This is a genomic window from Holdemania sp. Marseille-P2844 (assembly GCF_900120005.1).
GTDB lineage: Bacteria > Bacillota_I > Bacilli_A > Erysipelotrichales > Erysipelotrichaceae > Holdemania.
This window is the reverse complement of the sequence record NZ_LT635451.1, coordinates 200,631-225,241: the sequence shown is the minus strand read 5'-3', so window position 1 is coordinate 225,241 and position 24,611 is coordinate 200,631. Positions and strand designations below refer to the sequence as shown.

Below are 24,611 nucleotides of genomic sequence, written 5' to 3'. Positions count from 1 at the left end.
TTTTATTCAAGTTGAAAAAGCAGGGAGATCTGATCTTCCGAACGATCCGCATGCCCGCTTTCCCGCGCAATTATCACGCCGCCCTGCCGGAAGTAAAACGCCAGCGCGCGTTCGTTGTGCTCATTGCAGCGGCAGCCAAACACCGTGAATCCCGCCTGCTTTACCCGGCGTTCAATTTCCTGCCAGACCTGCCGTCCCAGCCCGCGATGTTGAAAATCGGATATCAAATAGAGGGCGTTGACGCTGATCGGCAATTCGGTCCATCCCAAGCGGGGTTTTCCCAGCACAAAATAGCCGGCGTCCTGCCCTTCCTCGCCAAGCAGCACGACCTGATTTGTCGGATCCGCGATCAACCGCCGGAATTTTTCCACGTGCCGGGCTTCATCAAACTCTAAAAGTTTTTGCGATGGATAAATTCCCGTATAGGTTTCCTGCCACACCCGGCGTTTCAGCTTTGCCAGCCTGTCCGCCAACCCGGCGTTAGCTTCGATCATGATCATGCGTCCATCTGCTCCCGGATTTGTTCCGCCAGCCTTTCCACGTCGATGCGCGCCGGATCCGTGCAGTCAACCGGGATCAGCGTACCGATCGCAAAGCGCCGGTATCCGCGCTGCGCAATACTTTGTTCAAAAGCATCGAAGCTCAAAGTCGGCACTTCTGTCGGGACGCCGACTTCCGGATACCGGTCGTTCACAACATGGCCGCGGTGCCGGGTCGGCGATTGATCACGCTTGACAAACCGCTCATAAACCGCCCGGGTTTCCCCATCGAACAGAATTGTGATCATCCGGCAGCCGGTTCGCTCCTGCAGCGCCTGCAAGCCCGGCTGGGAAAGATCCTCAAAATTATTCTCCAGAATCACCGACTGACCGGCCGCTAAACAACGCTCTGCCGCATAATAAAGAATTTCCATCGCCGCCAGACCGAGCTGAACCTTTTCCTGCCGGCTTTGAAAACCAATCCGGTCGAACAGCTTCTCTTTGATCTCATCCTTGGACAACATCGCGATCCCCAGCTTTTCGCTGAGCCGGAGCGCCGCCGTGGTTTTTCCGCTGGCCGGCATCCCGGCAATACAAATACAAGTTTTCATCGTCATGTTCAAAATCAAGACTCTCAATCAGGAAGGCTTGATTATTTACTCCTTTTTTTCATTATACCGCACCGGCGGCATTCCGCCAACGGACTCACGGTCTTGATTCCTGCGGTTAAGTCGGATCATCTTCATCAAGCAGGAAAACGATGCCGCATCTTCAGCCCGCCTGCCCTTACAAGCGCTTCAGCTTGCCCTTTTCAAAATAATAGATGTCTTCCTGCTTAAAGCCATAAAGCGAACCCGGCAGACAAAGATGGGGTTCAAAGGTAAACATTTTAACGTCCGACAATTTCGTACCATTCCCTTTTTCAATGTAGATCCGATCTTGTTTATCCTGAACGATCGAATGGCCCAGATTTCCCAGATAATCCAAGTTCACAAAGCCTTGCTTTGTGATTTCTTCATTCATGACAAAATATAACTCCTCAAACGTCATGGCTTCCGTTGCAGCCTCCGTCAAAACGTGATGCAAATGGTCTTCCATGCGCAGTCCCCGCTTCCATTCCGGATGGCGGATATCCTTTGGATGAACGACCACCTTCCCAGCTTCGATCACAAGCGTTCTTGCGTAATCGCCCCAGATCCGCTGACACTGCGGGCTCAGGTCTACGGTCAGCAGATCATTCTCGCGAATCCGCCGGTCCGCGGTTGTATAGTCTTTCCCGGAAATTGAGATTGTCGTTTCCTCCCCGGAAAAAACAAACGCCCCAACATCATAGTACCAAAATGAATCGGCTCCGTTTTCCAGCATAAACCGCTCGCTTAAGCTTCTTACTTCCACTAACGACATCCCTGCCGATAAATTCTGTATCAGGTATTCCATCGTCGCCCGGCTTAAATTCTGCATCGTTAAAGAATCCACGCTGATCTCTCCTTTTAAAGACAAAGCCTTACTCCCTGTTGAGGAAATAAGGCTGGTTAATAATTTTGTTTTCAAACATGCGTCTGTACGGCTTTCCTTCGCTGAAAATTGGATTATTCGCCGTCGTCGCGGCTGCGGACGACAAGCAGCCGGCCCTGATCCAGCGTCAGCACCGCTTCGTCCGCCGCGATTTCATTCGAGATGCCGATCGTGTCGCCGCGCTCCATCACATAATGATCGAGCGGATATAGAAATCCTTCCAGCGTCAGCACCGCCGGCTCCACCGCGAAAAAGGAAATGAAGCGGCGGGCATCGGGATGAAACACATGCCGGCCTGGATCCAGACAGAACAATTCATTGTTTTTCTCCCGCAGGATGACCGGCAGCTTCTGATGCATAACCAGAAGCAGATTGGCCAGCTGATGATCCTGCCTTCCGCCGACCCCGCCGATCAGAACCATCGGGTTATAGCCTTGACCGGCAGCCCAGCGCAGCGCCGACAGCGCGTCGGTTTCATCCTTCATCGCCGGCAGCACCTGCATCTGATCGGCATATTGCCGGATCAGTTCCTTTTGCGGCGGAGTGACCGAGTCAAAATCACCGATCGCCATCACCATTCGCCGGTGTGCTTGAGCACAGATCAGCGCCCCGCGGTCCGCGCCGATCAGATCCCCTTCAGCCAGCGCACAGTCCTGCGCCAGCCCCAGCACGATCGTGCACGGTTTTAACATAACGAATCAACGGCTTCCACAATGTTGTTTTTAAAGATATAGCTGCCCGCGACCAGCACATCCGCGCCGGCCTCACGGCACAGCTTCCCGGTTTCGGCGTTGATCCCGCCGTCGACCTCGATCCGCAGATCAGCGCCAGCCGCCTGCGCCCACTGGCGCAGCACGGCGATTTTATCCAGCGCCGACGGATCAAACTGCTGCCCGCCGAAGCCCGGTTCCACCGACATCACCAACACCAGATCGAAATCCTGCCACAACGCTTCCAGCACGGACACCGGCGTTTGCGGCTTGATCGAAATGCCCGGCTTCACGCCCAACGCACGCAGCTCCTTGGCCAGCGCGCGGCAGTCCTGGGCATCGTTCATCGCTTCGTAATGAAACGTGATCCACTGCGCTCCCGCCTGGGCAAAGACCGGCGCGTACTTCCGCGGATCGCTGATCATCAGATGCACGTCCAGCTGGCGGTCGGTCAGCTTGCGGAACGCCTTGAGAATATCCGGACCGAACGTCAGGTTCGGCACAAAATGGCCGTCCATCACATCATAATGCAGCCACTGGGCGCGGGAGGCGTTGACCGCGTCCATCTGGGAATTCAGCTGGGAAAAATCCAGCGATAAAATCGAGGGGGATATGATCGTCATCAATATTTCTCCTTTCGGCCCTGCACCAGGGTCAGACAATCCAAATAGTCCGCATAGCGGATCCGGGAGACCTGCCGGTCTTCCACGGCCTGCTTGATCGCGCAGCCCGGTTCGTTTTGATGAATGCAGTCGCGGAACCGGCACCGGCCTAAATACGGTGCGAAGTCCGGGACGCTCTGCGCCAGCTCGGTCGGCGTCATGCGGCTGAAATCCAGCGAGGAAAAGCCTGGCGTATCAGCCACCCAGCCGCCGGCTACCTCGTGCAGCTCAACATGCCGGGTCGTATGCTTGCCGCGGCCCAGCGCCTTGGAAATCTCCTGAGTCTGCAGCTGAAACTCAGGATTCAGCTTATTCAATAAGGAAGACTTGCCGACGCCGCTCTGGCCGGTCAGCACCGTCACCTTGCCCCGCAGCACCCCGGCCAGATTTTCATCGAGTTCCTCCCGGCCGCTCAGCACAACTTCATATCCGCTCTGGCGGTAATCCTCAATCCAGCCGTGAACCGGGTCGTCCGGCTGAACTAAATCCATCTTGGTGATGCACAGCACCGGCTTGATCGAAGCGTTGACGATCAGAAACAGAATCCGGTCGACGAGCGTGCAGGAAAAATCCGGATCCTTCGCGGACATGACGATCAGCGCCTGATCGACATTGGCAACCGGCGGACGGATCAGGGAGTTCATCCGCGGACGAATCCGCTCGATTCCGGTCTGATCGCCGAAATCCGTATATTCGACCCAATCGCCCACGCGCGGTTTGTCCTGCCGCCGGACCTTGCCCATCGCCACGCATGCCACGCGGCGGCCTTCCTCGTCCGCAACCAGATACTGGTTGGAAATAATTCTGATTATTCTTCCGATCATAACGCTCCTTTTCTAATCGTTCCGATGGATGCTTTAATAATAATATAAGGTAATATAGCTGTCTTCATTTTGTTCATACAACGTGCCGAAACCCGGTGAACAGTTGATCACGACGCCCCGCGGCAGATTCGCGGCTTCTTCCTCGCTCATACCGCTGGTATCCAGCACGGAAAGCATGACTTCCCCACCCTGGCTTTCCAACAGCGACTGGGCCTCAAAGACGTCCATGCCTTTGATCGACCAGTCAATCTGGAAGGTCGGATACGCGGCGATCACAAACCGGATCGTATTGGTTTTCTGCGGATCGATCTTGGTCTGTGGATCGAGCAGTTCCTGTCGCAGGATCGTGCCCGGCGCGCTGTCGCTGGCTTCCTGGCTTGTCTGAATGCGGATATTGGAACCCTCCAGCTTTTCGCGGGCCTCGCCGATCTTCATTCCGACGTAATTTTCAACGACGACATAGCGGCCCAGCGATACCTTGATCTTCACCTGACTGCCGCCCGTCAGTGCCGTACCCGCGGCCGGATCGCTTTCATAGATTCGGTCTTTCTCCACGTCGTCGGTTAACGCGTAGCTGATCTCCGCGCGGTTCAGCTCCAGCCCGGCGTCGCTGAGCGTGGAAGCTGCCTGCTCGACCGTCAGGTTGATCAACGGCGGCACTTCGACCAGCTGGCTTTTGCCGCCCCAGTTGCCGGTCAGCGCGAGGATAAAGACCACCGCCGCGATTGACAGTACGACTAACCCGGTGATCAGCAGGCCTACCCAGGCGTTGCTTTTCTTCTTCCGTTTCTTTTTCTTTTTGTTCGGCTTGGCTGAGGGATGTGAGGAACCGCTCTCCTTGCGCCGGGCCGTGTCGATGGCGATCGTCTTGTTGCCCTCGCTCGGCGTTTTGAACACGACGCGCGGCTCATCAGCGCGCTGCGGGGACAGACAGGTCGTTAAATCCTGAAGCATGACCTCACAGCTGGGATAGCGGAAATTCTTATTTTTCGCGGTCGCCCGCAGGATCACGTTTTCAACGGCCTGGGGCAGCTGCGGATTGAGCTTGCGGATCGAGGGGATTTCCTCGCGCATGTGCTTCATCGCGATCTGTACGGCCTGTTCGCCATGGAACGGCACCTCGCCGGAAAGCAACTCGTAGAACACAATGCCTAAGGAATAAATATCGCTCTGGCGCGTTGCGGCTTCCCCGCGCGCCACCTCCGGGGCAAGATAGTGAACCGACCCCATGACCGAATCCGACTGCGTCAGCTGCAGCGCATCCTGCGCCAGCGCGATACCGAAATCGACGACCTTGAGCGTGCCGTCGTCTTTGATCAGTACGTTCTGCGGCTTGATATCGCGGTGAATGATATTGCAGCGGTGCGCTTCGGCAACCGCGCTGACCAACTGCTTCATAATCGCCACGGCTTCTTCCTTGCACAAAGCGCCGCGCTGGGCGATCAGCTGTTTCAGATCCTTGCCGCGGACGTATTCCATCACGATGTAATGGTAGCCGTTTTCCTCGCCAACGTCGTATATGTCGACGATATTGGGATGCGAGAGCGCCGTGGAGGCATTGGCTTCCCGCTGAAACCGCAGCAGCGCGACGGGATCGTTGCTTAATTCCCCGCGCAGCACCTTTACCGCGACCTCCCGGTTGAGCAGCGTGTCGACGGCGACATAGACGTCCGCCATTCCGCCCTGGCCGATGTGCTTGACGACCATGTAGCGCTTGGCAATCATTTTGTTCATCGCTTATCCCCCGCTTCCTTCTGGATCAGGATGATCGTGATGTTGTCGTAGCCGCCCTGCAGCAGCGCCAGATTCATCAGCTGTTTGCTTTTGGCCTGCAGCGTCTGGCGGCTGTCGAGCATGACCTTGGCGATCACACTGTCGGGCACATAGCCGTGCAGTCCGTCGGAGCATAATAAAAACGTATCCGCCGGATCGTCAATCCGCGTCAGATCGATGCGGATGTTGGACCAGATGCCCAGGGCGTTGGTCAGCATATTCCGCTTCGGATGATTCATCATTTCTTCCTCGCTCAGCTCGCCATGGTTGACCATATCCTGAACCAGCGTGTGATCCTGCGTCAGGCAGCGGAAGCTGCCATCCTGAAACGAAGCGTAGGCGCGGCTGTCGCCGACGTTGATCACGTAGCTGCCCTGCGGGATCAGCAGCACCCCGACCAGGGTTGTGCCCATTCCCTGATATTCCCGGCGGGTTGTCGAAAGCGTGAACACGGTGTCGTTGGCCTTGCGGATCTGATAGCGCAGCCAGGTCAGAGCTTCCTCCTCATCCTTAAAGCCTTTGTTCGCGCTGAACACCTCGCTGAAATACTGGATCGCAGTCTGGGACGCCACGTCGCCGGAATTGCCCCCGCCGATGCCGTCGCAGACCAAAGCGAAAACATCGCCTACCTCATTGGAGGCGATGACATAGCTGTCCTGATTGTTCGCACGGACCAAGCCGGTATCGGTAGCGCCGAAGCACTTCATTGCCCGCGCATCCTTTCATGCTTGGCGCGCAGCTGCCCGCACGCGGCGTCGATGTCGTTGCCGTGCTCCTGGCGCAGCGTTGCTTTCACGCCCTGCTTCATCAGCACGTCGTAAAAGCGCATTGCGGATTTGTAATCTGTACTCTTATAGCCGTTTTCATCGACTTGATTGTAGGGAATCAGATTGACGTAAGCGTTCATGCCGCGGATCAGGGAAGCCAGCTTCACCGCCATCTCGTTGGTGTCGTTGACGCCTTGAAGCAGAATGTATTCAAACGTCAGGCGGCGGTTGTTCTCCACCGAATAGCGCCGCAGACAGGCCATGAGCGGCCCTAACGGATAAGCCTTGTTGACCGGCATGATCCGGCTGCGCAGCTCATCGGTCGGGGCGTGCAGCGAGATCGCCAGGTTGTACTGCTTATGCTCGGCCGCAAACCGATCGATGCTCGGAATCAGCCCGCTGGTCGAAATCGTGATGTGGCGGGCGCCGATCGCCAGCCCCTTGTCATGGTTGATCGTGTTGCAGAAATTCAGCACGTTGTCATAATTGTCAAACGGTTCGCCCGTGCCCATGACGACGACGTGCGAAATCCGGTCTTCTTCCTTGTCCAGCTCCAGCTGCACGGTCATGACCTGTGCGACCATTTCACCGCTGGTCAGATCCCGCTGTTTTTTCAGCAGACCGCTGGCGCAGAACGTGCAGCCCATGTTGCAGCCGATCTGCGAGGTTACGCATAAGGAGCGGCCGTAATTGTAGGTCATCAAGACGCACTCGACCAACGCCCCGTCGCCCAGCTCAAACAAAAACTTGATCGTGCCGTCGCGCGACACCTGCTTTTCAACAAGCTGGATCGGATTGATGCAGAACTGTTCCTTCAGCGCTGCGATCATCTCCTTGCTTAAATCGGTCATCTGATCGAAGGACGTCGCATGCTTGCGGTACAGCCATTGAAAAATCTGATCGGCCCGGTATTTTTTCCATCCCAGGCTGAGGACGAGTTCCTCAAGTCCGGAATAACTGTAATCATAAATTGTTTTCATTCTATCACCGTCCTTTATTCTATCATATTTTTAACCGCGGCGGGTCATTTTCGCGATATAAAAGCCATCCTGCGCGCCTTCATCCGGGAAGATCGTTTGTTCCGCCAGCAGCTTAAATTCCGGATGCTGAAGCAAAAACGCGGCGACCTGCTTGTCGTTTTCCTTGCGGTTGAGCGTACAGGTGCTGTAAACCAGCGTTCCGCCCGATTTGCACAGCGGCGCACAATGAGTCAGGATCGCAGCCTGCAGCGCGACGATCTCGTCCAGCGAGTCCGGCGTCAGCCGCAGCAGAATTTCCGGCTTATGCCGCAATACGCCCAATCCGCTGCACGGCACGTCCAGCAGCACGCGGTCAAACTGCCGCCCGGTCAGCTGCTGGTCCGCCTGCGCGGCATCGAGCGTCCGGGTCTGAATGATCGTCGCGCCGCAGCGCTGCGCCGCTTCCTCGACTAACGCCAGCCGATGGGCATGCAGATCACAGGCCAGAATCGAGCCTTCGTTGTTCATCATCGCCGCCAGCTGCGTCGTCTTGGTGCCCGGCGCGCTGCAGGCGTCAAAAACCGTGTCGTTCGGTTTGGGATCGAGCATCAGCGCGACTTGTTGGCTGGAACGGTCCTGAATGACGATTTTTCCTTCCTTCAGCCAGGGATCGCTGACCGGATTGCCCGCGGTGCGGATCGTCCAGCCGTTGGACTCCAGCACCCAATCCGGCCGCTGCGCCAGCGCTTCCCGGCTTAATTTCAGCGGATTGATCCGCACGCTGACCGCCGCTTCTTCCAAGTCCGCCAGCGCGATCCGGCGCATTTTTTCTTCGCCATAGTGGGCTTTCCACAGCTGCAGCAGCCACTGCGGGTGACTGGTCACTAACGCCAGATCCGCGATGGATTCCGGCTCCGGCAGAGGTTTGGGTCCGCGCCGCAGCAGCTGGCGCAAAACGGCGTTGACCAGACCTTTTTTACTTTGCGGACACAGCTCGACCGCGTCGTTGACGATGGCGTACTCAGCGCCTTTATCGAGATAAAAAAGCTGGTACACGCTCATGTCGAGCAAGACCGCGACGCTGGGTTCCGGCACGTTGCGCACTAAATCCCGCCATTGCCAGCGCAGCGGTTCACGATGGCGCAGCACGCCGTAGATCACGGCGGTCACCCAGCGTTTTTCTTCCTCACTGAGCGTCTGACCGTGCTGGCGCAGCCACAGATTGGCATACTGGCCTTCATTGAGGATCGCGTTCAGCCCCTGCCACGCTCTTTTTCTTGTTGTGTTCATCAGCCTGCTCCTTTGCTTGCTTATACTTGATCTTCCTGTAAAACCGCCGGCCGGGACAGGGCAGACGATTCCCTAAAGATAGATGGAATGAATGAAATCCGCTACTCGAGAATCAGCGGATTGACGTCGATGCTTAAATGCGCCTGAGAGCGCTGCTTGCGGTATTCCTGGAGAACCTGCGCCAGCGCGGCCTTCATCTGATCCAGATCCTTGCCTTTCAGCACCAGACGGCTGCGGTAGCGATCCTGAAGCTTGAACAGATCGCTCGGCCCCAGCACCTTGAACAAACTGGATTGCCGCAGCGCCTGCGCCACGACCTGCGCCGATTGCTTCGGTCGGTCCGGCCGAACGTCGGAAAAGGTCAGCGCGATCAGATAGGTATACGGCGGATAGCCGCCTAAATGCCGGTACTGCATCTCCTGATAGAAAAAGCTTTGATAATCCTGCCGGCTGCCGGCGACAACCGCGAAATGGTTCGGATCAAACGCCTGGATGACAACCTCTCCGGGCGTCTGGGAACGGCCGCTGCGCCCGGCCGCCTGCATGATCAAATCGAACGTCATCTCCACGCTGCGAAAGTCCGGCCGGGCCGTGCCGGCATCGGCGTTGAGGATGCCGACCAGCGTGACCTGCGGAAAGTCCAGACCTTTGGCGATCATCTGCGTGCCGACCAGGATATCCGCTTCATGCCGGCCGAATTGTTCAAGCAGCTTCTGATGGGCTTCCTTGCGCGATGTCGTATCGGCGTCCATGCGCAGCACACGGGCCTGCGGAAACAGCCGCGCGACTTCTTCCTCCAGCTTCTGCGTGCCGTAGCCCGGCGCCGCAAACGTCCGCGATCCGCATTTCGGACAGACCGTGACCAACGGAAACTCCGAGCCGCACAGATGACACTTCATCTTCTGAATCGATTTATGATAGGAAAGGGCCACGTCGCAATGCGGGCACTGCAGAGTTTCGCCGCACTGGCCGCATTTGATCAGCGGACTGTATCCGCGCCGGTTCAATAACAGGATCGCCTGCTCGCCCCGTTTGATCCGGTCCGCGATCTTCTGGCGCAGCACGTCGCTCAGAATTCCCGACTGCGCGCGGTTCTGGTTCTTCATATCGACCACTGTGCAGACTGGCAGCTGACGGTTGACCCGTTCTTTCAGCTCAGCCAGACCGTACACCCCTTTTAGCGCCCGGGCGTAGGATTCCAGCGACGGTGTCGCGCTGCCCAGGATCACCTTGCATCCGAAATGACGTGCGCGATGAATGGCGATATCGCGGCAATGGTACTGCGGCAGGGAATCCTGCTTATAGCTGGAATCGTGCTCCTCATCCAGAATGATCAGGCCGAGATGGTCAAACGGCATAAACACCGCCGAGCGGGTGCCGACGACAATCGAAGCCTGCTTTTCAAATACCCGGCAGTATTGTTCGTATTTTTGTTGATTGTTCAGCGCGGAGTGATAAATCGCCACATCGTTCTGGAAGCGGCCTTTGACGCGCGCTACCATCTGCGGAGTCAGCGAGATTTCCGGCACTAAAATCAACACCTGTTGGCCCGCATCAAGCACCTGACGAGCCAGATGCAGATAGACCTCCGTCTTTCCGCTGCCGGTCACCCCATGAAGCAGAATCACATCCTGGGTGCTCGTTTGAATTTCCTGCACGACCCGCTTCTGATCCGCGTTCAGCGGCAGAAAGGCTTCCGCCTGACCGGCCTGTTCTTCCCGCGCTTTTACCGGCCGGCTGTCCAGCCGGACACAGCCCAGCTTTTCCAGTGTGCGGGTGATCGCCGGCGACTGTTTGCGCCATTGCGCCAAAACCGTCGGGCCTTCCGTCCGCAGCCAGCCCAGCACTTCCTTCTGCCGGGGTGTTAAGAGCGGATGCTCGCCCACATACACGGCGATCTGTTCCATTTTAATTTTCTGATTCGAGCTTTTCGGCTTGAGCTTGCTCGGCAGCATCGCCTGAAAACAGGAAATCACCGGGGAAAGCGTATCCTCCGCCATCCATTTAGCCAGCTCAAACAATTCCGGCGTGATCAGCGCGTTCTCATCGAGCACGGACAAAAGCGGTTTCAAAGGACGCCCGTTGACCTGAGTCTCCGGCTGACCGTCGTCCACCTCCGTCACCGCATCGACAAACCCGACGTTCTGACGGCCGTTGAAATCAACAGTCACCCGCTTGCCCTTTTCTGCCGGCAGCTGCAGCGCGTCATAAGAAAACACCTGATCGAGCTGTAAAACCGGATGTTCAATCCAAACTTTCGCGATCCGCATGCGCTCTCACCTCCGAATTCTGTCCTTTATCATATCATAATTTAAGCGCCGCGAAAACGGAAGTTCGGAAAAAGCCGGCAGAGTTTGGCGGACAATAAAAAGAATCCAGCGCGCCGGTTTAACGGCTGGCATTCGTTTCCCGCTGGCGAAGTTTCCGGCAGGTGCGGTAGAATTTCTGATACGACATTCCGCTTTGGGCAATCAGCTCCTTGGATGGCCGGCTTTTCTGCCGCCATTGTTGATACAGCGGCATGAATTCCGGCGGCACCGCCAGCTGCGGACGGCCCAGATGCACGCCCTTTTCCTTGGCGATCCGGATGCCCTCGGCCTGGCGCTGGCGAATCATCTTGCGCTCGTTCTCCGCGACAAACGAAAGCAGCTCCAGCACAAGATTGCAGATGAGCGTGCCGACCAGATCCTGATCGACGCTGGTGTCCAGAATCGGCATATCCAGAATTTTGATATGGACTTTACGGGTACGCGTAATCCATTTCCATTCCTCCAGAATTTCTTCATAATTGCGGCCTAACCGGTCCAGGCTTTGAACGACGATCAGATCGCCCGGCTTGACCTTGCGGCGCGTCAGCTTCTGATAACCGGGACGGTTAAAATCCTTTCCGCTGAGCTTATCCATATATATCCGCCGTGGCGCGACGCCATAGGCGATCAGCTCCTTCCTCTGACGCTCGATATTCTGATCCTTTGATGAAACGCGGATATATCCGTAAACGGTCTGTGACATAACTTCCTCCTCCATGCATTCATTACATCATAGACACAGAAAAAAGGGAGATGGTAAACTTTTTCTCCCTTTGATCAACCGCTTTGTTTTAAAAAGGTGTACCTTTCTGACACATTGGAAACAAGCTGTAAAAATTACCAAAATAGGTTTTGACAGGAAACGTTCTACCTATTAAAATAAAGAATAGAGTGATTTGCTGGGTGTTTTATTAAAGTACACTTTACTGAAACGATAAAGGAGTGAGAAGGATTATGGCACTAATTGATCAGATCGCAGACCAGTGCGGTTTATTCATTTCTGATTTAAAGGCGCAGGATAATTACTCCGTTATTGCCGAGGTCCTGACGCAGATTGACCCGGATTCTTTCCCGGTTACGGACTGGAATCATTTTATAACGTATTTATTTGAAAAGGATGTTGCGTTCACTACCGCCAAGCAGGCCCGGCAGACATGCCTGGAACAATTAGATCAGAAATGAGAAGCGAAAGCTTCTTTTTTTATCAAATCAAAAACCGGAGCGTTCACCCCGGTTTTCATCGTTGTTTCTCATTTTAAGAGATCTTTGTTTACAAGGAGCCCTGCTCCGTGATGATCATATCCAGCGGAACATCGAAAGCCTCCGGCTCAAAATCAGCCACGCGCTGCATTGTGTAGGCCAGTCCGACCTTCAAGCCGGGAAAGGTATCTAGCACCGAGTCATAATACCCTTTGCCGTAACCGATCCGGTTCTTGCGCCAATCGAATCCGACGACCGGGACGATCATCAGCTCCAGCTCGGACAACGCCGCTTTGCGGGACGGCTGCGCCACCGGTTCCAACAGCTCGAAGCGGGAAGGAATGCAATCCTCCAACCCTTCGATCCAATAGAAATCCAGCGTGTTCCGCCCTTCGCGCACGACGCACTTGGGAACGGCGATCTGTTTGCCCTGATCGAGCAGATGCTGCAGGATCCGGCGGGTATCCGCTTCATCATTGATCGAAATATACATTCCGATCTTCTGATACGGTTCCTGCACCTTCATGAGCTGCGACCGGATATTTTCATCAAACTGCGCTTTGAGCAGCGGCGGCAGCTCGTGCCGCTTCATCTGCGCCAGCTTCCGCAGTGCTTTTTTATCCAACGCTGCCCTCCATATCCAGCTTCAGCAGCTGGTTCAGCTCGACCGCGTATTCCATCGGCAGCTCGCGGGTAAACGGTTCCAGAAAGCCCATGATGATCATTTCTGTCGCCTGCGATTTCGTCAGTCCGCGCGACATCAGATAAAACAGCTGTTCCTCGGAAATCTTCGAGACTGTCGCTTCATGCTCGATCGTCGAAGTCCGCGAAGACGACACGTTTGTCGGAATCGTGTCGCTGCGGGACTGCTCGTCCAGGATCAGCGTATCGCATTCCACCTTCGAACGGGCGTATTCCGCTTTCGGCCCATGCTGGACCAGACCGCGGTAATTGACCTCGCCGCCCAGCCGGGAAACCGACTTGGAGATAATCGTACTGGAAGTATGCGGCGCCAGATGAATCATCTTGGCTCCGGCGTCCTGGACCTGATGACGGGATGCCACGGCGATCGAAATGCACATGCCGCGGGCATATTCGCCGACTAACAGACAGGCCGGATATTTCATATTCGTCTGCGACCCGATGTTGCCGTCGATCCACTCCATCGCCCCGTGCGCATCGACCTTGGCGCGCTTGGTGACGAGGTTGATGATGTTGTCCGACCAGTTTTGAACAGTCGAATACCGGCACTTGCCGCCTTCCTTGATGATGATCTCGACCACCGCGGCATGCAGCGATTCCTTGGAATACGTCGGCGCCGTACAGCCTTCGACGTAATGCACGTCGGCGCCCTCATCGACGATGATCAGCGTCCGTTCAAACTGACCCATCTGTTCCGAATTGATGCGGAAATAGGACTGCAGCGGTTTTTCCAGCTTTACCCCTTTCGGGACATAGATGAACGAACCACCCGACCACACGGCGCTGTTGAGCGCAGCGAACTTGTTGTCGGTATACGGTACAACCGTCGCGAAGTATTCCTTCACCAGTTCCGGAACCTGCTGCAGAGCGGAGTCGGTATCCAGGAAAATGACGCCCTTCTCCTCGACTTCCTTCAGCATGTTGTGATAAACCGTTTCCGATTCATACTGGGTGTTGACGCCGGCTAAGAACTTCTGTTCCGCCTCCGGGATGCCCAGCCGGTCAAAGGTGTCCTTGATCGTCTCCGGTACCTCTTCCCAATCCGTTTCCTTCTTGTTGCTCGGACGGATATAGTAGGTGTAATCGTCAAAATTCAACGTGCTTAAGTCAGGACCCCAATCCTGGATCGGCATCTTGACGAACGCGTCATAGGCTTTCAGACGGAAATCCAGCATCCACTGCGGTTCCTTCTTGATCGTTGAGATCTCGATCACCGTTTCCCGGGTCAGGCCCTTTTTTGTTTTGAAGACGCTGACGTCCTCGTCGTGAAAGCCGTATTGGTAATCGTCCTGCGTCTTCAGGACTGTTTCTTGTTCGCGGCTCATTGATTTTTCTCCCATTCTTCGATCATTTCCTTCATCGCTTTCCAACCGATCGTCGCGCATTTAATCCGGTTGGCCTGCTTGCTGACATTCTTGAAGGCAACCGCCTCCTGCAGCCGTTCCGGATCATATGGCTGTTCCTCGATCATCGCGAAATACTCGTCGATGATCGCCTTGGCTTCGGCAACGCTTTTGTCTTTCAACAGCTCCGTCATGATCGAGGTCGACGACGTTGAGATCGTGCAGGCGACCCCGTCGAAGCGCACGTCTTCGATGCTGCCCGCAGGGTTGATTTTGGATTGAACCGTAATATCGTCGATGCAGGATTCCGAAGCCATATGCACCTGATGGTAGCCCGCGTCGTCCGTCAGCTTATGATTGTGCGGATATTGATAGTGATCCATGATGATCTCGCGCAAGACCATCGGATCCTCCAGCAAACTGGACATAAACTTCCTCCTTTCAATCAGAAGAACAGTCCGACGCAGTTTTCCAGCGTAATTTCACTGCACGCCTGGACAAACCGGTCGACGTCCTCCTTCGTGTTATAGAAATACAAACTGGCACGGATCGTTTCCGAGGTCTTCAGCACATTGAGCAGAATTTTAGCGCAATGATTGCCGGAGCGCACAGCGATCCCCTTGGAATTCAGATATCCGGCCGCATCCTGAGCGAACACATCCTTCACATTGAAGGCGATGATGCCGGTCGGTGAGGTTGGATTATACAGGATCAGGTTATCCAGTTTTTTCAGTTTTTCAATCGCGTAGGCCTTGAGCTCATGCTCGTAGGCTTCAATCTTGTCCATGCCGATGTTTTCGAGATAGCGCACAGCCTGCTGCAGGCCGAGCACCCCTTCGATATTCGGCGTCCCGGCTTCAAATTTATACGGCGCGTCCTTTAACAGGATGTTGCCGCACATGTCAAAGCGGGCGTTGCTGCCGCCCCCGAGCATGAACGGATCGGTTTTCTGCAGCAGCTCAAATTTGCCATACAGCACGCCGATGCCGGTCGGGCCGCACATCTTATGCGCGCTAAACGCCAGGAAATCCACGTCCCAGGCTTTCACATCCGTCGGCGTGTGCGGCACGGACTGCGCCCCGTCGCAGACGACGATCGCTCCGTGTTCATGGGCAATCCGCGTCATTTCCTCGATCGGCGCGACATAGCCCAGCACATTGGTGATATCCGCGACAGCGACGATCTTCACCTGCTCATGCATCGCCTTGCGGAAGTTCTCCAGCGTCAGCCGGCCATCCTCCGTCAGGGGAATGTATTCAAGCTTCGCACCGGTTTCCTCCACGACTTTAAACCACGGCAGGATGTTGGACGCGTGTTCCGCCTCCGTCGACAGAATCACGTCGCCCGGCTTTAAATACTTCCGCCCGTAGCCATACGCCACCAGATTCAGCGACGCGCTGGCCCCGGCCGTAAAGACGATTTCCTTCGGCTGGGCATGGATAAACCGCGCCACGTCTTCGCGGGTTTTCTCATAGGCTTCCGATACCTGATAGGAAATTTCATAATCACCGCGGTGAACGTTGGTCGTCTGCTCGGTGTAATACCGCACGACGGCGTCGATCACACACTGCGGCTTGAACGTCGTCGCGGCGTTGTCCAGATAAACTAGCGGATGCGACTGCATCGTGCGGTTGTGAAACATTGGAAAATCCTGTCTTATTTTGAGGACGTCAAACATACTTCATTCACCTTCGTTTCAATTTCCTGAGCCAGGGCTTCCTGAAGTTTTGGATCGTCGCTGATCCGGGCGATCGGCAGCAGATAGCCGATCGTGACCAGGCGGATCGCTTCGTCTTCGCTCAAGCCGCGGCTCTGTAAATAATACATCTGGTTTTCATCCATTTGTCCGATCGTCGTCGCATGGCTGGCTTCCACATCGTTTTCATCGATCAATAACTTCGGCAGAATCGTCGCGGTCTGCTGGGCGTCAAAGGTCAGTGCGCGGCTGGTCTGATGACTCTTGGCACCGCGGGCGCCCTTTTCGATCTTGCCGGTCGCTTCCATGCGGTAGCGTCCGCCCTGCAGGACAATGCTGTAATTCTCCATGATTCCCGTCGTCTGTCCGGCCTGGTGAATGAGATCGACGACAAACTGCTTCTGAGTCTGTGCGATCACCGCCGACTGAACCAAAGCCTCGGCCCCGCTTTCCTTCAGCAGGGTCTTGGACTGATGATCGACCGTGCCCGGATTCAGCTGCACATACGCCGCTTTGAAGCGGGCGTCACGGTAAATTTCGTTGCTTTCGCGAATCGTGATCGGCGCGCTGCTCTCATTCCAATACAAGAGCGTGAGCTGGCTGGCCGCTTCCGCCCGCACCTGAATCGTCAGAGCTTCGGCTTGACGGATCCGGACGACCAGGGAGCAGGCCGTTTGCGCAGGCGCGGTCAAAGTCAGCGTCAGCGGCGCGGAAGCGTCGATGACAAGCTCGCGCAATGTTTCCTGTAAAACGACGGGGCTGACCGGACTTTCATGCAGGGTCAGCACTGTTTCAGCCATGCTTGCGGCCCCTTGCGCTGGCGGCGCAGCTGCCCAGGGTGAAGGTCAGCTTCACTTCTTCTTTGGCCGGCTGCAGATCCAGCTGTTGATACAGCCAGTCGTAGCCGTCCTGATCAATTTTCTGAACCAGCGTTTCATCGCCTTCCATGACGATCCGGCCGTTGATCAGCACGTGTGCGTGCGTCGGCTTTAATAACTGATAGAATCGTTCGTAATGCGAAACGACGATCATACCCAGCCCCGTTTCCTGCTGCATCTGCGTCACGGCGTCGGCCACGATTTTCAGAGCGTCGACGTCCAATCCGCTGTCAATCTCATCCAGCATCGCCAGCGACGGCTTCAGCATTTTCATCTGCACGATTTCGTTGCGCTTTTTCTCGCCGCCCGAAAAGCCCTCATTGAGGAAACGATGTGCTAAATCCGGCTTCATCTGCAGATCTTTAATCGTCTTTTCCATTTCCTTAATAAAAGAGAACAGGGAAATCGGATTTTCCCGGCGGGCGTTCATTGCCGCACGCAGGAAATCGGAGTTCGTGACGCCCGGCACTTCCTGAGGATACTGCATCGCCAGAAACAAACCAGCGCGGCTGCGCTCGTCGACGCTCATCGCCAAAACGTCGCGTCCGTCGTATTCAATCGTTCCGCTTGTCACAGTATATTTCGGGTGCCCCATAATCGCCGCCAGCAGCGTCGATTTTCCGTTTCCGTTAGGACCCATTAAAGCATGTATTTCATGATCGGCGACCGTCAGATCGATCCCTTTGAGGATCTCCTTGCCTTCGACCTCAACATGAAGATTTTTAATCATCAGCTGACTCATTCTCTCATCCTTTCCGCTCATGATTCGAGTTGTTATCCAGACAAAAAATGTCCAGAATGATTATAGCATATTCTGTTTCAGGATGTGCGGATTATTATCTGTTCAAACGGCTTTACCAAGCACTCTTTCGGCCTTTTTCTTCCAGCGATGATGGAAAAAAGCGGGAAAATGGGGTTGTTCACACAAAATTCAGATAGAAAGCCTGCCGATCAAATTGCAAAGTCCCCTGAAATACCCTATAATAATAAAGTTCATTAGGAGGTACATTCATGTTACAAACACTCAAAAAGTACTGGTTTGTGTGCCTTGTTGGCGTTCTGTTAATCGGAGCCAGCATTTATTTTGCATACGACCAGAACAAAGGAAAGCTCCCAGGAAAATCAGTCGGCGGCGAGGACGTCGTATTCTCGATCGGCGATCAGGATATCACAGCCGGAGAATTCTACGACACGCTGTTTAACGAAATGGGCGTCGCCGGCGTCTATCAGTTCATGGAGAAAGCGGTCGTTGACCCGTCCATTGAAACCACGGAGGAAATGAAGACGCAGGCCCAGTCGTATGCGGATTCGATTACGGCGCAGTATCAGTCGACCTACGGCGATCAGTACAAGGAAATGCTGCTGACAGCGCTCAACGGCGTCGGCTACAGCAAGCTTTCTGATCTGACAGACTACTTCATCCACATCCAGAAGACGCAGCAGATGATCAAGGATTACATCAACGCGCATGCCGACGAATACATCCCGGCGTATGTTGAAGCGAAGAAGCCGCGGATTGTCAGCCATATCTTAATCAAGATGGATGATCCGGCCAACCCGACAGAAGAAGAAACCAACCGTGTCAACGCGGTTAAGGACGCGCTGGCCAGCGGCCGCGACTTCGGCGAAGTGGCGCAGGAGTTGTCAGAAGATTCCGGCTCTGCCGTCCAGAATGGTTCGATCGGCTACATGGACGCCGACAGCCAGTTAGTCTCCCCGTTCCTGGAAACCGCACTGGCGATGAACGAGGGCGAGGTCAGCGAATGGATTCAGACGACCTATGGCTGGCACATCATCAAGTGCGATGTTTCCGACACGGAGACGCTGAAAGGCTATGATGAGTTCTACGACGCCCTGGCGACCTACTACCCGAACCTGCAGCCGAAGGTTGTCTGGGAGAAGGCTCAGGAAATGAACCTGGACTTCAAGGGCAACGACGAACTGCAGAACAAACTGTTGATCTACATGGGCTTAAATGAAAAAGACGAACCGGAAACTCAGCCGGAAACTACGGAAAACACGGAAAATCCTGAAGGTCAGGGCGAAGATCAGAACAACGCCGAAGATCAAAACGGTGAAAACAACGGCGAACAGGGAGGAAACGAATAATGAAGAAGCTTGTTCTTTTAGCCCTCGGGGCCTTATTGTTAGCGGGCTGCAGCGATGCGCGCGCGTCCCTGAAAGATCCGAAGACAGCCGTCTTCTCCGTTGGCAATCAGACGCTGACCAAAGGCGACATGTACAACTTCATGTTGGCGCGGGATGCCGGCTATTTCACGATCAATGAAGCAAAGAAAGTTATTTTTGAAAAAGAAGTTCCAGTAACGGATGAAATGCGCAGCGAAGCGGAAGAAACGCTGAACACGTACAAGACGATGCTGGGCGATTCGTTTGCCAGCTACCTGCAGTCCTATGGCTTTGCGGATGAGGAAGAATACCTGAACAACAGTCTGTTAGTCAGTCTGCAGGCTCAGGAACTGACGAAGGTTTACGTCAACGAAAAGTTCGGCGATCTGGTTTCCCGTTATTCCCCGAAGAAAATCCGGATCATGCAGTTCACTGATGAAGCAACGGCCAACCAGGCCCTGGAACAGGTCAAGAGTGGCGCGAACTTTGAAGAAACGGCGACAAGCTTAGGCTCCAGCGTTTCCGCCGCCGAGACAATCGCAACGACGCAGAGCAGCTATGCGACCAACGTCCTGTCGACGCTGTCGGTGATCACAGATCCAACACTGACCGACGTGATCGCTGATGACAACGGCGCGAACTTCTACATCGTTCAGGTCATCGCGACGGATGCGGAAAGCTTCAAGGATGAAGCGGTCGATACGATCGCCTCGATCAGCGCGCTGTCTTCGGAAGCATCGATCTTCTATTTTGAAAAATACAATTTCACAGTCTATGATAAGACGATCTATGATCAGTTGGAATCCAACTACGCGGATTATCTGATTCAGGCAAAATCGAAGTAAAAAGAGACCTTAAACACGAAAGCCCCAGGAGCTGCAAACGCAAATTCCCAGGGCTTTTTTCTGACTTTGATCGGTGACGAAAAGATAAAAGTTTATCAATCTATGTATTTGAAAAAGGTCTGCGAATATTTTTCCAATCCGCAGGTGATCGCTGGAAATGCATTCCACTTTCCTATATAATAAGGGACATGGAGGGATAATAAATATGGAAAAAGCAAAGGTTTATACAACGAACCTGAGGACCTATGGAACGACCAGCCTGTTGGACAAGCTGGAACGACTGGTGAAACAGGCGGGAATTGAAAAACTGGATTTTCAAGATAAATATGTCGCGATTAAAATTCATTTTGGCGAACCGGGAAACCTGGCTTACCTGCGGCCGAATTACGCACATCGAATCGTAGATCTGATCAAGTCGTTGGGCGGTAAGCCGTTTCTGACTGACTGCAACACCTTGTATGTCGGCGGACGAAAGAACGCTCTGGATCATATTGAATCAGCGTATCAGAACGGCTACAATCCGTTCAGCTGCGGCTGCCACATTCTGATCGCCGATGGTTTGAAAGGAACGGACGAAACTTTAGTGCCGATTCATCAAAAGCATGTCAAAGAAGCCAAGATCGGCCGGGCAATTATGGATGCGGATATCTTCATCACGATGACTCATTTTAAAGGGCATGAATCCACGGGATTCGGCGGGACGTTGAAGAATATCGGGATGGGCTGCGGTTCCCGTGCCGGAAAGATGGAAATGCATAACAGCTCAAAGCCGCAGGTCAATCCTGAACGGTGCCACAGCTGCGGCATGTGCCAGAAGATCTGTGCCCACAGCGCCTTGAACTTCGATGAGAATCACAAGATGCACATTGATCACAGCCGCTGCGTTGGCTGCGGGCGCTGCATCGGCATGTGCAACTTCGATGCGATTGAACCGATGAACGACGAGGCTAACGATATCCTCAACGAGAAGATTGCCGAGTACTCGCTAGCGGTTATTCAGGGTCGGCCACACTTCCATATCAGCTTTGTCATGGACGTCTCACCATGCTGCGATTGTCATGCGGAGAATGATTTGCCGATCGTTCCGGATATCGGGATCTTTGCCTCCTTTGATCCGGTAGCCCTAGATCAGGCTTGTGTTGATGCGGTAAACCAGGCTCCGGTGATTGCGGGCAGCGTCTTGGATGAGCATCAGCATGATCACCACGATCACTTCACCGACACGCATCCGGATACTAACTGGCAGACGTGTCTTGCCCATGGCGAAGAAATTGGTCTGGGCACGCGTGAATACGAATTAATCCATTGTTAAGGAGGAGCTTCCCATGTGTGTATTCTGCAGCATCATCAACCATGAAATTCCATCAAAAGTCGTCTACGAAGATGATCTGGTCTTAGCGATCCTGGACATCTCCCAGGTTACAAAAGGTCATACTCTGGTTATGCCTAAGAAGCATGTCGACAATTTGTTGGAATGTGACGATGAAACAGCCGCTCACCTGATTCAGGTCGTCAAGCACTTAGCGAAACGGATTCAGGAAAAAACAGGAGCTTCGGGGATCAATATCCTGAACAACAACGGCGAGGCCGCAGGCCAGACTGTGAATCATCTGCATTTCCACATCATTCCCCGTTACAGCGAAGACGATGCGTTCGTATGCGAATTCAAAGAATCAAAAAAACAAGATCTGGATGAAGTTTTAGAGTTAGTCAAATAATCAAAACTATACGTTTATCCTATAGTTTGTTCTATCTTAGTTAGGGTTTGAAGCTTTGGAAACTTAAATATTATAGCGAATAAATACAGTCTTCTCAAACTAGCGCCTCGGCGCTTTTTTTATTTAGTTTTAAAGTCGTAGATATTTCCTTATTTATAAATTAAATTAGCAATGTTTAGAACATTTAATATTAATGAAGTTATTGTTATAATTATTTCTAAAATGTAATAATTATATTTTATTTGATCTTTACTAAGTTCTGAAATATAAGTTATACACTCTTGAATTTTGTTTTTATCATTATTAATCTCAGCAATGTTAAGATTCTCCTCTAAGCTTTGTAATTTAACCATTTTCCAATAGAAAACCATTCTATTAATATAAATTTTGGGTAAAATTGTTATTACTATGCATGTAAAAAAGCTAAGAACTACTAATGTAACTGTTAATAATTGAAAATTAATCATTCCAGAAATTTTAGAAACCATATTCGAATTATCACATAACAATGTTGTTATATACAAACAATTATACAGTATAGATACTATTAAAAATGTAAGTGAATTCTCTGAAGAATGACTGACTAATTGCTGAATTTCACTAGAACATGAAGGTAGATAATTATTGTGCTTCAGATCATCTAATTTTAGTGGTTCTATAAATTTTGGTGTTGGTAGAAACCAACGCCTTTTTTTCTTGAGCATAAAAAAAAGAGACATAGGTAAGAATTTCCGTTACAATAAAATCACCACAAATTACAGAAAGGAAATCTCACTATGTCCATTACTCATTCTATCGTATCTGTTCTCAATTTAAAAGACCCTCATCTTCATTTCTCTGAGGATTGTGTCTCTTCTCAGTCGATTCGTGGTGTTGACTCCCTTGTCTTTTCCGGCTCGCTTTCTTATGACCCTCCCTCTTCCTGTCCTCTCTGCGGGTCCTCCAACCCCGGCTCGGCTATCATCAAACATGGTACGAAATCCTCCCTCATCACCCTGCCTTCCGTTTCCCGCCGCCCCGCTTATCTCCGCCTCAAAAAACAACGCTTCCTTTGTAAACATTGCGGCCATACTTTTACGGCTTCGACTTCCATCGTTCTCCCTCATTGTTTCATTTCCAATAACACTCGTCTCTCCATTGCCCTCGACGCCAAGATGAAGACTTCTGAAAAAGATATCGCTTTCCGTCACTCTGTTTCTCATGCTACGGTGAATTCCCTTCTTCAACAGCTCTATCAGGATTTTAAAGTCCAGCGGAATTTTCTTCCCCCTCATCTCTGTTTTGACGAGTTTCGCTCTGTCAAAGGGGTTGATGCTTCAATGTCTTTTCTCTTTCTTAACGCGGAATCCGGTCAGATTCTCAATATCCTTCCTGATCGCAGAATGCCCGTTCTCATCCGCTATTTCATGAGCTATTCCAGGAAAGCCCGCGAAGCCGTTAAAACCGTTTGTATGGATATGTATTCCCCTTACTTCTCTGTCGTTCACCACTGTTTCCCTCACGCCAAGATCATTCTTGACCGCTTCCACATCGTTCAGCTGCTCAGCCGCGCTCTCAATAAGACCCGCGTCAATTTCATGAATCAGAGTAAGCCTCATTACAATAAGCTCAAACGCTATTGGAAACTCCTTCTTAAATTTGAAGATGACCTGAATGATCAGGACTTCAAAAAATGGGTTTGCTTTCCATCTCTGATGCGCGAAATTGACCTTGTCCACTTCTTAGTTGAACTGGATCCCGAGCTCAAGGCGACTTATGAGCTCTATCAGAGTCTCCTTACCGCGCTCAACCGGAAAGATCCTGACGCCTTCCTCCAAGCTTGTCTGAATCCTGATCCTTTGATCTCCAAGCCCATGAATACTGCCATTCAGTCCTTAGTGGAACGGAAAGAGGCAGTGATCAACGCCTTGACTTACTCATTTTCCAATGGCATGATTGAAGGTACGAATAATCTGATTAAGGTCATCAAGCGCCTGGCTTTCGGTTATCGTTCTTTCATTCAATTTAAGACCCGCATTTTACTTATTTCTAACACCTTAGTTCCCTGCCGTTTTCTCAATTAAAAATGAGTCCCATTTCTGGAACTCATCTGCGTCTTTCTTGTTTCGGTTTTTCTCTCACCAACACTATTTTTGAAAGAGCCATTTTAGTGAAGAAAGTTTTGCCAGAAAGCAAGCATGTAAGATACAACCATAATAACTAGAACCATTTAATATTAAAGTTATACTAAATAGAATTTTTGAGCTAAAAGAATTAGGAATTAAACCTAAACTTTCAACTGTATAACAAACAAAGCCAATGTTAAATATCCAAATAATTATGAAAAAAAACCTGCTTAAATTCCAGTTAAATAGTGAACTATTATATTTTTTATATAGATTATTATAATCAGAATTTTCATTGTAGATATATTTTAATTTTTTAATTCTATTATAAAAATTTTTAGCCACTCCAAACCATATAGATATAATTAAAATCAAAATAAAATCATACATGATTTTATACGTATTAGATTGTTCATAGATAAATAAAACAAAATAAATAATTATCAAAAATTCAAAGACAGATACACTGAATTTAGTATCAGTTTTTTTAAATACTAAAGGAAATTTTTCAATAAAAAATTTTAACAACATACTTTCTTTAGTATATTTTTATAAACTCATATACAGAGAATTTTAAAATATACAATTCCTCCTAATATAATATGAATACTAGAAACCATTACAACCAGGATAATGCTTAGTAATCACGTCTGTAAGCATTGACACGCTGATCGATTTTATTTATAATGAAAATAATTACCCTATCTTC

Annotated in this window: 24 protein-coding genes; 6 read left to right on the top strand and 18 right to left on the bottom strand. The window is 52.1% G+C overall.

Features of this window, described 5'->3' with window-relative positions; genetic code table 11:
• Positions 1-2: 2 nt before the first annotated feature.
• The 12 genes from BQ7364_RS07715 to BQ7364_RS07660 all read right to left on the bottom strand — a co-directional run bounded on the left by BQ7364_RS07715 (position 3) and on the right by BQ7364_RS07660 (position 11,991).
• Positions 3-500: a GNAT family N-acetyltransferase gene (locus tag BQ7364_RS07715; protein ID WP_072684192.1), complete on the bottom strand. Its 498-nt coding sequence runs from the start codon at positions 498-500 to the stop codon at positions 3-5.
• The gene (locus tag BQ7364_RS07710; protein ID WP_159432773.1) at positions 497-1,090 is read right to left on the bottom strand and encodes a P-loop nucleotide/nucleoside kinase family protein; all 594 of its coding nucleotides are present in this window, start codon (positions 1,088-1,090) and stop codon (positions 497-499) included. Before BQ7364_RS07710 ends, BQ7364_RS07715 begins: the two co-directional genes overlap by 4 nt.
• A 175-nt stretch (positions 1,091-1,265) precedes the next feature.
• A complete protein-coding gene (locus tag BQ7364_RS07705; protein WP_234973162.1) occupies positions 1,266-1,955 on the bottom strand; it encodes a M24 family metallopeptidase in 690 nt (229 codons plus the stop codon).
• Positions 1,956-2,068: 113 nt separating this feature from the next.
• On the bottom strand, positions 2,069-2,686 hold the full coding sequence (locus BQ7364_RS07700) for a thiamine diphosphokinase (protein ID WP_072684191.1): 618 nt from the start codon (positions 2,684-2,686) through the stop codon (positions 2,069-2,071).
• Entirely contained in the window at positions 2,680-3,327 is a 648-nt protein-coding gene (rpe, locus tag BQ7364_RS07695; protein ID WP_072684190.1) for a ribulose-phosphate 3-epimerase, read from the bottom strand. Before rpe ends, BQ7364_RS07700 begins: the two co-directional genes overlap by 7 nt.
• Positions 3,327-4,190 (bottom strand): ribosome small subunit-dependent GTPase A, encoded by an 864-nt coding sequence (gene rsgA / locus BQ7364_RS07690; RefSeq protein ID WP_072684189.1) that lies wholly within the window; start codon positions 4,188-4,190, stop codon positions 3,327-3,329. The genes rpe and rsgA overlap by 1 nt, the downstream gene beginning before the upstream one ends.
• A 33-nt stretch (positions 4,191-4,223) precedes the next feature.
• The gene (pknB, locus tag BQ7364_RS07685) at positions 4,224-5,924 is read right to left on the bottom strand and encodes a Stk1 family PASTA domain-containing Ser/Thr kinase (RefSeq protein ID WP_072684188.1); all 1,701 of its coding nucleotides are present in this window, start codon (positions 5,922-5,924) and stop codon (positions 4,224-4,226) included.
• Complete coding sequence (locus BQ7364_RS07680) at positions 5,921-6,670, bottom strand: Stp1/IreP family PP2C-type Ser/Thr phosphatase (protein ID WP_006058944.1); 750 nt, start codon at positions 6,668-6,670, stop codon at positions 5,921-5,923. The genes pknB and BQ7364_RS07680 overlap by 4 nt, the downstream gene beginning before the upstream one ends.
• Positions 6,667-7,710, bottom strand: coding sequence for a dual-specificity RNA methyltransferase RlmN (gene rlmN, locus BQ7364_RS07675; protein ID WP_072684187.1), 1,044 nt, complete (start codon positions 7,708-7,710; stop codon positions 6,667-6,669). Before rlmN ends, BQ7364_RS07680 begins: the two co-directional genes overlap by 4 nt.
• A 30-nt stretch (positions 7,711-7,740) precedes the next feature.
• Positions 7,741-8,979, bottom strand: a complete 1,239-nt coding sequence (rsmB, locus tag BQ7364_RS07670) for a 16S rRNA (cytosine(967)-C(5))-methyltransferase RsmB (RefSeq protein ID WP_072684186.1) — start codon at positions 8,977-8,979, stop codon at positions 7,741-7,743.
• A gap of 101 nt (positions 8,980-9,080) precedes the next feature.
• Complete coding sequence (priA, locus tag BQ7364_RS07665; RefSeq protein ID WP_072684185.1) at positions 9,081-11,249, bottom strand: replication restart helicase PriA; 2,169 nt, start codon at positions 11,247-11,249, stop codon at positions 9,081-9,083.
• A 118-nt stretch (positions 11,250-11,367) separates the two neighbouring features.
• Positions 11,368-11,991, bottom strand: coding sequence for a recombinase family protein (locus BQ7364_RS07660; RefSeq protein ID WP_072684184.1), 624 nt, complete (start codon positions 11,989-11,991; stop codon positions 11,368-11,370).
• Positions 11,992-12,242: 251 nt separating this feature from the next.
• Between BQ7364_RS07660 and BQ7364_RS07655 the strand changes: the two genes are divergently transcribed.
• A complete protein-coding gene (locus BQ7364_RS07655; RefSeq protein ID WP_072684183.1) occupies positions 12,243-12,470 on the top strand; it encodes a hypothetical protein in 228 nt (75 codons plus the stop codon).
• Positions 12,471-12,558: 88 nt separating this feature from the next.
• Here the strand turns inward: BQ7364_RS07655 and BQ7364_RS07650 are convergent, their stop codons facing one another.
• From BQ7364_RS07650 to sufC, 6 genes are read right to left on the bottom strand one after another with little or no spacing between them, the layout of a single operon-like run.
• Positions 12,559-13,113, bottom strand: a complete 555-nt coding sequence (locus tag BQ7364_RS07650; protein WP_072684182.1) for a 5-formyltetrahydrofolate cyclo-ligase — start codon at positions 13,111-13,113, stop codon at positions 12,559-12,561.
• Positions 13,106-14,515, bottom strand: a complete 1,410-nt coding sequence (gene sufB, locus BQ7364_RS07645) for a Fe-S cluster assembly protein SufB (protein ID WP_139248594.1) — start codon at positions 14,513-14,515, stop codon at positions 13,106-13,108. Before sufB ends, BQ7364_RS07650 begins: the two co-directional genes overlap by 8 nt.
• Positions 14,512-14,961: a Fe-S cluster assembly sulfur transfer protein SufU gene (gene sufU / locus BQ7364_RS07640; protein ID WP_072684180.1), complete on the bottom strand. Its 450-nt coding sequence runs from the start codon at positions 14,959-14,961 to the stop codon at positions 14,512-14,514. Before sufU ends, sufB begins: the two co-directional genes overlap by 4 nt.
• 17 nt (positions 14,962-14,978) lie before the next feature.
• Positions 14,979-16,211, bottom strand: a complete 1,233-nt coding sequence (locus tag BQ7364_RS07635) for an aminotransferase class V-fold PLP-dependent enzyme (protein WP_072684179.1) — start codon at positions 16,209-16,211, stop codon at positions 14,979-14,981.
• Positions 16,190-17,029, bottom strand: a complete 840-nt coding sequence (locus BQ7364_RS07630) for a SufB/SufD family protein (protein ID WP_072684178.1) — start codon at positions 17,027-17,029, stop codon at positions 16,190-16,192. The genes BQ7364_RS07635 and BQ7364_RS07630 overlap by 22 nt, the downstream gene beginning before the upstream one ends.
• Complete coding sequence (sufC, locus tag BQ7364_RS07625; RefSeq protein ID WP_039864287.1) at positions 17,022-17,849, bottom strand: Fe-S cluster assembly ATPase SufC; 828 nt, start codon at positions 17,847-17,849, stop codon at positions 17,022-17,024. Before sufC ends, BQ7364_RS07630 begins: the two co-directional genes overlap by 8 nt.
• A gap of 269 nt (positions 17,850-18,118) precedes the next feature.
• Here sufC and BQ7364_RS07620 point away from each other — a divergent pair, with 269 nt between their 5' ends.
• From BQ7364_RS07620 to BQ7364_RS07595, 5 genes are all read left to right on the top strand, one after another.
• On the top strand, positions 18,119-19,216 hold the full coding sequence (locus tag BQ7364_RS07620; RefSeq protein ID WP_072684177.1) for a peptidylprolyl isomerase: 1,098 nt from the start codon (positions 18,119-18,121) through the stop codon (positions 19,214-19,216).
• Complete coding sequence (locus BQ7364_RS07615) at positions 19,216-20,079, top strand: peptidylprolyl isomerase PrsA family protein (RefSeq protein ID WP_072684176.1); 864 nt, start codon at positions 19,216-19,218, stop codon at positions 20,077-20,079. The genes BQ7364_RS07620 and BQ7364_RS07615 overlap by 1 nt, the downstream gene beginning before the upstream one ends.
• A gap of 205 nt (positions 20,080-20,284) precedes the next feature.
• Complete coding sequence (locus tag BQ7364_RS07610) at positions 20,285-21,391, top strand: DUF362 domain-containing protein (protein ID WP_072684175.1); 1,107 nt, start codon at positions 20,285-20,287, stop codon at positions 21,389-21,391.
• 13 nt (positions 21,392-21,404) lie between these two features.
• Positions 21,405-21,797 (top strand): HIT family protein, encoded by a 393-nt coding sequence (locus BQ7364_RS07605; protein ID WP_072684174.1) that lies wholly within the window; start codon positions 21,405-21,407, stop codon positions 21,795-21,797.
• A 776-nt stretch (positions 21,798-22,573) separates the two neighbouring features.
• Positions 22,574-23,860 (top strand): ISL3 family transposase, encoded by a 1,287-nt coding sequence (locus BQ7364_RS07595; protein WP_072684172.1) that lies wholly within the window; start codon positions 22,574-22,576, stop codon positions 23,858-23,860.
• Positions 23,861-24,611: the final 751 nt, after the last annotated feature.

Excerpts from the sequence above, each read along its gene's own strand:
- BQ7364_RS07610 (WP_072684175.1), top strand. The coding sequence starts at position 20,285 with ATGGAAAAAGCAAAGGTTTATACAACGAACCTGAGGACCTATGGAACG.
- priA (WP_072684185.1), bottom strand. The coding sequence starts at position 11,249 with ATGCGGATCGCGAAAGTTTGGATTGAACATCCGGTTTTACAGCTCGAT.
- BQ7364_RS07630 (WP_072684178.1), bottom strand. The coding sequence starts at position 17,029 with ATGGCTGAAACAGTGCTGACCCTGCATGAAAGTCCGGTCAGCCCCGTC.
- rlmN (WP_072684187.1), bottom strand. The coding sequence starts at position 7,710 with ATGAAAACAATTTATGATTACAGTTATTCCGGACTTGAGGAACTCGTC.
- pknB (WP_072684188.1), bottom strand. The coding sequence starts at position 5,924 with ATGAACAAAATGATTGCCAAGCGCTACATGGTCGTCAAGCACATCGGC.
- BQ7364_RS07710 (WP_159432773.1), bottom strand. The coding sequence starts at position 1,090 with ATGAAAACTTGTATTTGTATTGCCGGGATGCCGGCCAGCGGAAAAACC.
- BQ7364_RS07635 (WP_072684179.1), bottom strand. The coding sequence starts at position 16,211 with ATGTTTGACGTCCTCAAAATAAGACAGGATTTTCCAATGTTTCACAAC.
- BQ7364_RS07660 (WP_072684184.1), bottom strand. The coding sequence starts at position 11,991 with ATGTCACAGACCGTTTACGGATATATCCGCGTTTCATCAAAGGATCAG.
- BQ7364_RS07700 (WP_072684191.1), bottom strand. The coding sequence starts at position 2,686 with ATGTTAAAACCGTGCACGATCGTGCTGGGGCTGGCGCAGGACTGTGCG.
- rsgA (WP_072684189.1), bottom strand. The coding sequence starts at position 4,190 with ATGATCGGAAGAATAATCAGAATTATTTCCAACCAGTATCTGGTTGCG.
- sufB (WP_139248594.1), bottom strand. The coding sequence starts at position 14,515 with ATGAGCCGCGAACAAGAAACAGTCCTGAAGACGCAGGACGATTACCAA.
- BQ7364_RS07615 (WP_072684176.1), top strand. The coding sequence starts at position 19,216 with ATGAAGAAGCTTGTTCTTTTAGCCCTCGGGGCCTTATTGTTAGCGGGC.
- BQ7364_RS07680 (WP_006058944.1), bottom strand. The coding sequence starts at position 6,670 with ATGAAGTGCTTCGGCGCTACCGATACCGGCTTGGTCCGTGCGAACAAT.
- rsmB (WP_072684186.1), bottom strand. The coding sequence starts at position 8,979 with ATGAACACAACAAGAAAAAGAGCGTGGCAGGGGCTGAACGCGATCCTC.
- sufU (WP_072684180.1), bottom strand. The coding sequence starts at position 14,961 with ATGTCCAGTTTGCTGGAGGATCCGATGGTCTTGCGCGAGATCATCATG.
- rpe (WP_072684190.1), bottom strand. The coding sequence starts at position 3,327 with ATGACGATCATATCCCCCTCGATTTTATCGCTGGATTTTTCCCAGCTG.
- BQ7364_RS07655 (WP_072684183.1), top strand. The coding sequence starts at position 12,243 with ATGGCACTAATTGATCAGATCGCAGACCAGTGCGGTTTATTCATTTCT.
- BQ7364_RS07620 (WP_072684177.1), top strand. The coding sequence starts at position 18,119 with ATGTTACAAACACTCAAAAAGTACTGGTTTGTGTGCCTTGTTGGCGTT.
- BQ7364_RS07605 (WP_072684174.1), top strand. The coding sequence starts at position 21,405 with ATGTGTGTATTCTGCAGCATCATCAACCATGAAATTCCATCAAAAGTC.
- sufC (WP_039864287.1), bottom strand. The coding sequence starts at position 17,849 with ATGAGTCAGCTGATGATTAAAAATCTTCATGTTGAGGTCGAAGGCAAG.
- BQ7364_RS07715 (WP_072684192.1), bottom strand. The coding sequence starts at position 500 with ATGATCATGATCGAAGCTAACGCCGGGTTGGCGGACAGGCTGGCAAAG.
- BQ7364_RS07595 (WP_072684172.1), top strand. The coding sequence starts at position 22,574 with ATGTCCATTACTCATTCTATCGTATCTGTTCTCAATTTAAAAGACCCT.